This is a genomic window from Pseudomonas sp. P4_C3 (genome assembly GCF_056402075.1).
On record NZ_JBFUIC010000478.1, the window covers coordinates 1 to 2,472 of the forward strand.

General features: G+C 61.2%; 2 protein-coding genes. Both read left to right on the forward strand.

Annotated elements, in window-relative coordinates:
- On the forward strand, positions 1 to 1,599 hold a 1,599-nt coding region (locus AC1DVH_RS29565; RefSeq protein ID WP_477756772.1), incomplete at its 5' end, for a capsular polysaccharide biosynthesis protein.
- Positions 1,600 to 1,604: 5 nt separating this feature from the next.
- On the forward strand, positions 1,605 to 2,472 hold an 868-nt coding region (locus AC1DVH_RS29570; RefSeq protein ID WP_477756773.1), incomplete at its 3' end, for a capsular polysaccharide export protein, LipB/KpsS family.

Consider the following 2,472-nt stretch of genomic DNA (forward strand, 5'->3'; position numbering starts at 1 on the left):
GAACAATGCCATTTACCGCAACCTTGCGTTTTGGTCGCTGACCAGACCAAGGGCGATGCCTCACTTCAGGGCGCCGGCGAGGCTGATTTTGAGCGCATGCTCCAGGCTGCACTCGATGAGCATCCTCAGAGCATTGTCGTGGTGAAGGTCCACCCGGATGTCGCGGCAGGCCGCAAGCAAGGCCACTTTGATCTTGAAGCGCTGAGCAAACGGCCGCGCGTCCATGTGATCAGCCGTAATGTTCATCCTGCCGAGTTACTGAGCGAAGTTCAGGCCGTGTATGTGATGACCTCGCAACTGGGCTTCGATGCACTGTTGTGGGACGTGCCGGTGCGCACCTTTGGCAAGCCGTTCTATGCCGGCTGGGGTTTGACCGTGGATGCCCTGCCCGCCCCCGAGCGGCGCCAGCCGGTCAGTCTTGAGCAATTGGTGCATGCGGCGCTGGTGGAGTACCCGCGTTATGTCGACCCGGAGACGGGCGCGCCGTGCCAACCCGAGACCGTGCTGGCGTGGCTGGGGTTGCAGCGACGGATGCGCAGTCGCTTGCCGCAGGACTTGCAGATGGTTGGTTTCAGCAAGTGGAAACGGCCGTTGGTGCTGGACTTTTTCAATGGTTCATCCACCCGATTTGCCGCACCTTCCAGACGTTCGAAGCCCCCTGCAATGGTGGTGAGTTGGGGTTGCCAGCACGACTCGGCGTTGGCGCAACAGAACACTGCCAACCACCTGGGCCGCRTCGAAGATGGCTTCCTCCGTTCTGTCGGCCTGGGCGCGAAGAAAACCCGGCCGCTGTCCTGGGTGTTCGACGACCTGGGCATCTACTACGACGCCACGCGTCCTTCGCGTCTGGAACAGCTCTTGCAGAACCAGTCGTGCCCGCCTGAGTTGTTGCGGCGGGCCGCGGCGCTGCGCGAAGCGATCTGCGCCGCCGGAGTGACCAAATACAACTTGCCCGGTGCCACGTGGAAACGTCCGCCGGGTGTCGAGCAAGTGATTCTGGTGCCGGGGCAAGTGGAGTCCGACGCCTCGATCCGTTACGGCGCGCACCGCATCCGGCGCAATCTTGATTTGCTCAAGGCAGTGCGCGCCCGCCACCCGATGGCATGGCTGTTGTACAAACCGCACCCTGAAGTGCTGGCCGGCACACGCGAGGCTGGCGAGGACGAAGAACACACCCGTCAATGGTGCAACCAGGTGGTGGGCGATGTGCCCTTCCACGAGCTGTTGTCCGAGGTCGATGAGGTGCATGTGCTGACCTCGCAATCGGGCTTCGAAGCCTTGTTGCGCGGCGTGCCGGTGACCACTTACGGCCAGCCGTTTTATGCCGGCTGGGGCTTGACCCACGATCAGGACCTCAGCCCGCAGGTCCAGGCGCGTCGCACCCGGCGCCTGAGCCTGGACGAACTGGTGGCCGCGACCCTGATTCGCTACCCGACTTATGTCAGCCGCATTACCCGAAGATTCACCACCCCCGAACGTACGTTAATCGAGATTCAGAACTGGGATGAAGTACCTGCGCAAGGAAGAACTCCAACATGGCGAGAGATGATTCAGCGTTTGCTCCTTACCGTCTTGAGACCGTCGCCAAGGAAATTTTAGTTCCCATGCAGCGCTCCAGACGCCTGGTATCGGTGAAACCACGCAACTCGTTCCTGTTTTTGCAGGGCGTCAGTTCGCCGTTTTTCGCGCGTCTGGTGCAAGCGCTGCGGGCCGAGGGACAACGGGTCAAGTCCATCAGCTTCAATATGGGCGACACCCTGTACGGCAGCGGCGCGCGCGTATTTTGTTCGGCGCGCCCCGAGCAGTTGAAGGACTTCTACAGCCAGTGTTTCAGTGCCGACCAGATTACCGATGTGGTGCTCTTCGGTGACTGCCGCCCCGTGCATCAACCGGCGGTGGAACTGGCCAAGGCTCTGGGGATTCGTGTACACGTGTTCGAAGAGGGTTACTTCCGCCCGTACTGGATCACCCTTGAGCGCAATGGCGTGAACAATCACTCGCTACTGCCCCGCGATCCGCAGTGGTATCGGGAAGTGGGCAAGTACATCCCGCGCTATCACAACGGCAATTCATTCCGCCTGTCCTTTGCCTCCAGGGCCTTCCATGATGTGATGTATCACGTCGGCGGCGCACTGAACAAAGTGGTGTTCCCCCACTATAAAACCCACGCCCCGTTCAACGCGGCCGTGGAGTATGCCGGCTACATTCGCCAGGGCCTGCGCCTGGTCAGCGCCAGGGGCCGTGACTCCGAAGTCATCAGTGAAGTGGCGCGCAGCCGTCACCGAACCTTCCTGTTGCCGCTGCAACTCGACAGTGATGCGCAGATCCGCGACCACTCGCCCTTCAAGCATATGAAAGACGTGTTGAAACACGTATTGGGCTCGTTTGCCCGCCATGCCGGCAGCGATGCGCGGCTGGTGGTCAAGAACCACCCGCTGACGCCGGGCATCGTCAACTACCACCGCATCACCC